Raw genomic sequence first — 6,880 nt, forward strand, 5'->3', positions numbered from 1 at the left:
TCGGTTCCGGTGGATGGCCAATCCTTACCGGCTCGGGACTTGCACCCGGTGGGCCGCAACAAGGAGTTTCCGATTTGCTTATCCGTTCGCTATCTTCCTCTCCTTCCAGGCTTTGCCTGGCGCAACCAAACGATGATCAAGGCCCGAGTTCCCTTCACCCTTTGGGTGAGCATCGCTTCTCTGACAACCAATCGAAATCCTTTGTGTTCTTTGTGTTCTTTGTGTTCTTTGTGTTCTTTGCGGTTCAACTGCTCTGTTTCGGGTCATGCATGATGCGAGCGCTCGCCGGCATCGGTGTCGATCGACTTCGCGGATAGATGGGTGCGACCAGAAGTGATGCGCATGCGCCAGGATTTGTAGGCTGGGGTGAGGAACGAACCCCAGCATGGCGCCCAAGTGGCTGCTGGGGTTCACTCTCGTTCACCCCAGCCTACGCCAGACATCAGTTCTGGTCGCACCCCTCGCGGCGGACTGAAGTCCGCCTTCCCCAGATGCCGACTGAAGTCGGCGTACCCGGGGCTGCAGCCAGACCCCAGTCAAGCAGCGCATGGCGGGTTGTTGAGTCGTTGGGCGGGCGCTCATGGCTGATCCGGATCGACGCCCAACTCGCGCCTCGCGGCGGACTGAAGTCCGCCTTCCCCAGATGCCGACTGAAGTCGGCGTACCCGGGGCCGCAGCCAGACCCCAGTCAAGCAGCGCATGGCGGGTTGTTGAGTCGTTGGGCGGGCGCTCATGGCTGATCCGGATCGATGCCCAACTCGCGCAGACGCTGGGCGAGGTGCTCGGCGTGCTGGTTGGCCTGTTCGGCGCGCAGCCGTTCCTGCTCGGCCCTCGCGTGTTCCTGATCCGCGCGGGCTCGCTCCTGCTCGGCGTGTTCGCGTTCCCGCTCGGCGTGCTGGATTTCATGCAGGGCAGATTCGGTGGGTGTAGGCACCAATGTATCGGAAGTCTCGAAATAGCGGAGTTGTCCCTCGACGACACCGAGACGGAGTCCGAGCACCTGGCTGGGCAGATGGTCTTGTTCGTCGGGCGGGATGGGTTGATAGGTCTTGTCGACGAGCCGGAAGCCTTGGAATTCGAGCGTCTCGGGTGAGAACCAGAAATACTCGGGGGTGCGGAAGATGTTCTGATAGAGCGATTTCTTATCCGCGCGGTCGATGGCAGCCGTGGAATTCGAGAGCAGCTCGATGATCAGATCCGGGTAGCGACCGCCTTCCTCCCAGACCACCCAGGAATTGCGCGGTTCGGGGCTGGTGTCCAGGACCAGGAAGAAATCCGGGCCGCGAAAATCGCGGCGGCGCAGTTGTTGGTGGCTGTAATAGACGGTGAGATTGGCCCCGATAAAGAAATCTTGCCGCTCACGCCAATGCCATTCGAGGGCGCTGACGAGGAGCGCCAATTGCTGATAATGCAGTGTGCTTTCCATTTCCGGCTCGTCGCTCAGCAGTTGCCTGGCGTCCGGCATGAGGTCGGCCATTTGCGGCGCGGTGACGTACATGGCGGTTGGCTCCAGTGGTATCGGTCCTGTGTTGAGTGAATCGTAGCAGATAGGCGGAGTGCAGCGATGTCCATCTAGCGAGAATGCTGCCCGCCGCTCGGTGCTTCCCCGGGATAGAAATCGTCATCAAAGATCTGGGCGCTGCTGTAGGGACAGGCGGAGGGGAAGCGATCCGCCGGCAGGCGGGTCTCCTTGTGCGCGAGACGCACTGCGCCCGGATAGGCGGCGGCGATCGCGGCAGCGAGTGTGGTCTTCAGGCCGGGCGATTCCCGTAGCAGGTCGGCGAGCTGTTCACGCTGCTCGACAATGGTGGCGCGCCAACTGCGTCCGTCGAATTCACGCCAACGTTCGGCGAGCGTGGGCAACTGGTATTGCCATTTCAGCAGATGGGCGATCAATGCCAGCAGTCGGCTGTGCAATTCGCGCCGATCGCTCTTGCTCATATCGCTCAGCTCCTCCAGCAAATGCTCGATATCGAGCTCCTCGAAGCGGCGCGCGCGCAACAGCTCGGCGTTGCGCTGTGCCCATTGGGCATAGTCGGTCTCATACAGGGTGGCGAGGTGCGTCATGATGAGTATCCAAAGTCGTGCCCAGTATGGGCGGATGGAACGCAGGATCGGGCCGTTGTTTGAGCGTCAACAAGTGTCGTCGGTCAGAGTTCGCACACACGGATTTTATGCGCTCCATGCCGGTCATCCTGTTCAAAGATCCGCTGTTCCCAAGGGATGTCGGGGCGGCGGTCGAAGATGAGCAGATGCTTTTCGGTAGCGTCCATAGGCTCCATCTCGTCGGCAGTCTGCGCCAGTCCCTCGCGCTGGGTGCTCTTCAGCGAGCGATGCAGCAGCTTCAATTCGATGACAATGCGTTGCACCGCTCCGAGAAAGCCCTGGTTCGGATCCAGCGGCCATTGGATCAGCAGATCGGTGCGGCGGTGCTCCAGTCGGTATTCGCGCTCGATGCGTCCGCCGCCATTGACAATAGGCTGCAGGAGGGCCTGTAACAAGAGTTGCGGACCGGCCTCGCGATACTGAAAACGCTTGCTCCAGTGCTCTGAATGCTCTCGATTCGGCCTTGACATTGAAGGCAGAGCCACAGTTGATGATCTCCTGGCCCGAGGTGTGGATGCGATCGTCGCGGATGTCGCGCACCCCGCACAGGACCACTGTCTGCGGAAAGGTGCGGGGACACTGTGGATAGCCGGTGCGCATCTGACGCAGGAGCGAGATGAGCCTGTCACCGACCAGGGCGTCGACTTGATCGAGCAACAGGATCGTCGGGCGATCGCTGGCAGCGCTCCAGCGGCTGAGGGATTCACTCAAAGCGGTGCTGGGTTCGAAATGCGACAGCACCTCATCGACGAGCGCCGACAACGCGGTGTCATCGAGTTGAGCGCGCGCCTGGGTGCCGAGTGTCTGACAGATGAGGGTCCCCCCTTGATGGACATCGCCTCGCGGGGCTTGGGCGCTTTCAATGTTGGCGTAGAGGCAGATGTGGTGCCCATCCTGGTTGAGATGCGCCATCAGAGCGAGCAGGGTCGAGGTCTTGCCGGTCTGACGCAGGGTGTGCGGGACGAAGTATTTGTGTTGCTCGATGAGTGCGCGTACATGCTCCCAATCGAGTCGCGAGAGTGGCGGCAGGGTGTAATGCCGAGCGGAATCCACGGGACCAGCGGTGTTGAAGAAGCGCATGGCGGGTCTGACCCTGGCGTTCAAGCCGCTTCGGGCCAGTGATCGCCGATGGTTAGTTCCCAGGCATAGGGATTATCCAGAGGGAAGGTCTCCTCAGCGAGACCGGTTTCGCGACGGGCGATTAGGCGAGCATCGCTGTAGGCGTCCTGGATGATCTCCTCCAGCTTGGCCGTCAGGCTGGGGTTTTTCCGCAAGAGTCTTACGATGCGCTGGCGCTGTTCCTTGATCGTGGCCTCCCAACTAGCGCCGCGCCGCTCCGGTTGATAGCGCCATTTGAGCAGATGGGCCAAGAGAACCCCGAGCCGGCTTTCGAGTTCACGCTCCCGGCTGGCGCCCATGTCCTCGATCTCCTCGGCCAGGTGTTCGATGTCGACCTCCAGAAAGCGCCCCTGGCGAATCAAGTGCGCTGTTTCTTGTGCCCAAGCGTGGTAGTCCTGTTCATAAGGCGTGGTGGTCATGGTTTGGATCAACCCCCGTCGTTGAATTGTTTCATCACTTCCTTCCCGACAACTCCTCGCTCCAAACCAATTCCCAGCCGCTGAACAGCAGCACCAGCGGGTGTAGTGATAGTGGTTGTAACAGGCGTCGATGAACGGGCGCTGGGCTGCGAAGTCCTGACCGAAGACCGCGAACAGACGGTCGAGTTCGGCGTGCTCGAGCCCGAGCAGACCGTTGAAATGCGGGGCGAGACTGATGTCGATGTTGAAGCCGCTGGTGACGTCGTCCATGGCGACTGGAGAAACGCCGGTGACGAACAGACGCGCTAGCTTGCCGCTGGTGCCGCCGGTCGCCCTCTTGAGCAGGGTGAAGAAGGTCTTGAAGAACCAGCCGCCGTGGGTCAGCTCCCGATAGGCGGCCTCGCCGTCCTCGACCAGGATGTTGTTGGCGAAATGGTCGTATTCGTCGACGAAGAGAAAGAGTTCGAGTCCATGCTTGGCGAGGACGGTCAAGAGTCGTTGTAGACGCTGATAGTTATCGGTCTCGGCGTTGATCGTCGGCTCCGCCTCGGCGGGGATGGCGGCCGCATGGTGCTTGAGGAAGCTCCCGATCCGGATGCGCAGGTGCGAAGCGAGGAGGCCGCGAGCCCGCCAGGCATGGCGCGGCTGACCATCGAGAAGTCGATCATCAGGGTCAGGTAGGCGCCGTGCTCCGCCGTCGGCTGTGCGGCGATCCAGGTGTCGGCGAAGGGTTCGTCGAAGTCCCTGGCCAATTCGCGGTCGTAGTAGCATTCCATCACCGATTTCAGCAGGCTCTTGCCGAAACGGCGCGGGCGGATCAGGAATAGGAAGCGTCCGGCGGACTCCAGCAGCGGCAGATAGTGGGCCTTGTCGATGTAATACTCGTTGCCGCGCCGCAGCGAGACCAAAGGGGATACGCAGCGGCCGGGGCGGGAGCGTCTGGGCGATGTCAGCCAATGCGCACCTCCATCCCCGCAAACCGCCCCCTGAGCGCTGCCTGCAGGCTCTGCTTGGCCCCCGTTTCGCCATGCACCAGTATGACCTCACGCGGCTTGACGCGCATGCGCTTGATGAAGTTGATCAGGTCTTTCTGATCGGCATGGGCCGAGTAGCCGCCGAGCGTGTGGATGCCAGCACGGATGTCGTAGCGCTGGCCGTCGAGATCGACATAGCCGCCGCGCGGGCCATAGCGTTGGATAGCACGTCCGGGCGTGCCGGCGGCCTGATAGCCGACGAAGAGCACATCATGACGCGGATCGCCGAGCATGGCCTTGAGATAGTTGACGATCCGTCCACCGGCGCACATACCGCTGGCGGCGATGACGATGGCGGCGCGCGCGGAGCGGGTCAGATACTCGACCGTGCGCAGATGGGTGGCGTGATCGGCGACGGTCAGCACCTGTTCGAAGTCGAGCGGATGACGCCCAGACTGGAGCCGGCGCTTGGCCTCGCGGTCCCAGTGCGCGCGCAGCCGCGCATAGCCGGCGGTGAAGTCAGCGGCGAGCGGCGAGTCGAGGACGATCTCGACATCGTCCCAGGTGCGACCGGCGGTGAGCCGACGCTGGCGATACTGGTGAATGATGGCTTCCAGCTCGTAGAGCAGTTCCTGGGTGCGGCCGATGCTGAAGGCCGGGATTAGCAGTGTTCCGCCGTTGTCAAAGGCGTGCTCGATGATGGCGCGCAGACGCTGACGGCGGTCGCGGCGGTCTTCGTGGAGCCGGTCGCCATAGGTGCTCTCGAGCACCACGACATCAGCGCGGTAGGGTGATTTGGGCGCGGGTAGTAGTGGTGTGTAAGGTGCGCCGAGGTCGCCGGAAAAGAGGACGCGCGTGGTCTGGCCGCCCTGGCGCAGATCGCACTCGACATAGGCTGATCCGAGAATATGTCCGGCGGGTTGTAGCCGGATCCGCAGACCGGGATCGCCCTCGGCGAGGGTAAACCAGCGGCCGTGGGGGAGGGCGATGAGCCGCGCGCGCAGCAGGTTGAGGACTTGCGCGATGAGCCGCTCGTCGCGGGTGACGCCGACCTTGAGGGCGTCTTCCAGCACCAGCGGTAGGAGTTCGGCCGAGGCTTCGCTGCACAGGATGGGTCCCTTGAAACCGGCGGCGAGCAGATAGGGCAGACGTCCGACGTGGTCGATATGCACATGGGTGACGACGAGCGCCATGATCCGCTCGACCGGGAACTCGATCTGGAGCCGCTCGGCATTGGCCGCACCATCGGATGATTTCTCGGCACCCTGGAAGAGTCCGCAGTCGATCAGCAGCGAACGTCCATCGTCGAGCTGGAGTTCATGGCAGGAGCCGGTCACACCATCGACGGCGCCGTGGTGGAGGATGGTGGCGCAGGAATGAGCGGTGTCAATCACGGGGAATGCTCCTAGTTTGCGCTATCCTTACCGCCGTTGTTCGTCGCCGTTGGTGACGAAGTCGCAGTATCTTAAGGCGATTTCCGGCAAACAATATACCTGCAGTTCCGATCCCGTAGGATGGGCGAAGCCCTGGCGATGAGCTTCTTTCGGAGTGCCGAGGGTCGAGGGGCGTGCCCATCATCCCCGCTCAGCGCTTTGCAGGATGGGCACGTCCGTCCAGCGCCGAGGTGACGCTCAAGCCCCGAGTGCGGACTTTGCCCATCCTACCGACCCGCGCCTTTTGGGTGAGGTCATTTCCGGAGTTCGCCTAACAACTTACCGGTTCGTGCACCCAGCACAAACTGTTTCCTATTGTTGATTCTTTATAGAGCGTCACAGCGATCATTTCGGACAGAGAGTTTCGCCAGCGGAACAGGTAGGCGCTCGCAACAGTGTGTTCCCCAGCAGCAATCCGGTTCGGCCTCGAATTCGGCTGTGACTTGTGGCGAACGAGAAAACGTGGCCGTGATCATCGATTGGTTGCGCCAGGCAAAGCCTGGAAGGAGAGGAAGATAGCGGACGGATAAGCGAATCGGAAACTCCTTGTTGCGGCCCACCGGGTGAAAGTCCCGAGCCGGTAAGGATTGGCCATCCACCGGAACCGAGTGTGGCGTGGTGCGGGAGTGATCCCGGCTGCGAAGCGAACACAGGGGGCGTGTAGGCTGTGTGATAGAGCCCCGAAACTGATGCCAGCGGAGCCGACGCATTCCAATCACCGGAAGGCAACAGTCTCGGCATTGTACTGGCCTGATGCCGAGACTCCGCCGGGGTCTGAGAGCAGGGCATGCACGCACGGGTCGCCCAGGAACCTGGGAGGGCTCAGTCG

At 61.9% G+C, this 6,880-nt stretch carries 7 protein-coding genes; 1 reads left to right on the top strand and 6 read right to left on the bottom strand.

The annotated features are described in order from the left end of the window. Positions 1-317: hypothetical protein (locus CKO23_RS25345; protein ID WP_207168673.1), on the top strand; the 317-nt coding region annotated here is incomplete at its 5' end. A 413-nt stretch (positions 318-730) separates the two neighbouring features. Here the strand turns inward: CKO23_RS25345 and CKO23_RS23360 are convergent. From CKO23_RS23360 to CKO23_RS23385, 6 genes are all read right to left on the bottom strand, one after another. Next, the gene (locus CKO23_RS23360; RefSeq protein ID WP_200335724.1) at positions 731-1,498 is read right to left on the bottom strand and encodes a Uma2 family endonuclease; all 768 of its coding nucleotides are present in this window, start codon (positions 1,496-1,498) and stop codon (positions 731-733) included. Positions 1,499-1,572: 74 nt separating this feature from the next. Continuing rightward, a complete protein-coding gene (locus CKO23_RS23365; RefSeq protein ID WP_200335725.1) occupies positions 1,573-2,067 on the bottom strand; it encodes a DUF29 domain-containing protein in 495 nt (164 codons plus the stop codon). Between the two features lie 83 nt (positions 2,068-2,150). Next, positions 2,151-2,591: a hypothetical protein gene (locus CKO23_RS23370; RefSeq protein ID WP_200335726.1), complete on the bottom strand. Its 441-nt coding sequence runs from the start codon at positions 2,589-2,591 to the stop codon at positions 2,151-2,153. A gap of 615 nt (positions 2,592-3,206) precedes the next feature. Beyond that, a complete protein-coding gene (locus CKO23_RS26645; RefSeq protein ID WP_200335727.1) occupies positions 3,207-4,136 on the bottom strand; it encodes a DUF29 family protein in 930 nt (309 codons plus the stop codon). Beyond that, positions 4,133-4,552 (bottom strand): AAA family ATPase, encoded by a 420-nt coding sequence (locus tag CKO23_RS26460; RefSeq protein ID WP_200335728.1) that lies wholly within the window; start codon positions 4,550-4,552, stop codon positions 4,133-4,135. The genes CKO23_RS26645 and CKO23_RS26460 overlap by 4 nt, the downstream gene beginning before the upstream one ends. Positions 4,553-4,593: 41 nt before the next feature. Further along, complete coding sequence (locus CKO23_RS23385; RefSeq protein ID WP_346014677.1) at positions 4,594-6,012, bottom strand: MBL fold metallo-hydrolase; 1,419 nt, start codon at positions 6,010-6,012, stop codon at positions 4,594-4,596. Positions 6,013-6,880: the final 868 nt, after the last annotated feature.

It is taken from the genome of Thiocystis violacea, from assembly GCF_016583565.1.
Taxonomy (GTDB): Bacteria; Pseudomonadota; Gammaproteobacteria; order Chromatiales; family Chromatiaceae; genus Thiorhodococcus; species Thiorhodococcus violaceus_A.

Bases quoted from the DNA above. Each gene is read 5' to 3' on its own strand.
- CKO23_RS23365 (WP_200335725.1), bottom strand. From the start codon at position 2,067: ATGACGCACCTCGCCACCCTGTATGAGACCGACTATGCCCAATGGGCA.
- CKO23_RS23360 (WP_200335724.1), bottom strand. From the start codon at position 1,498: ATGTACGTCACCGCGCCGCAAATGGCCGACCTCATGCCGGACGCCAGG.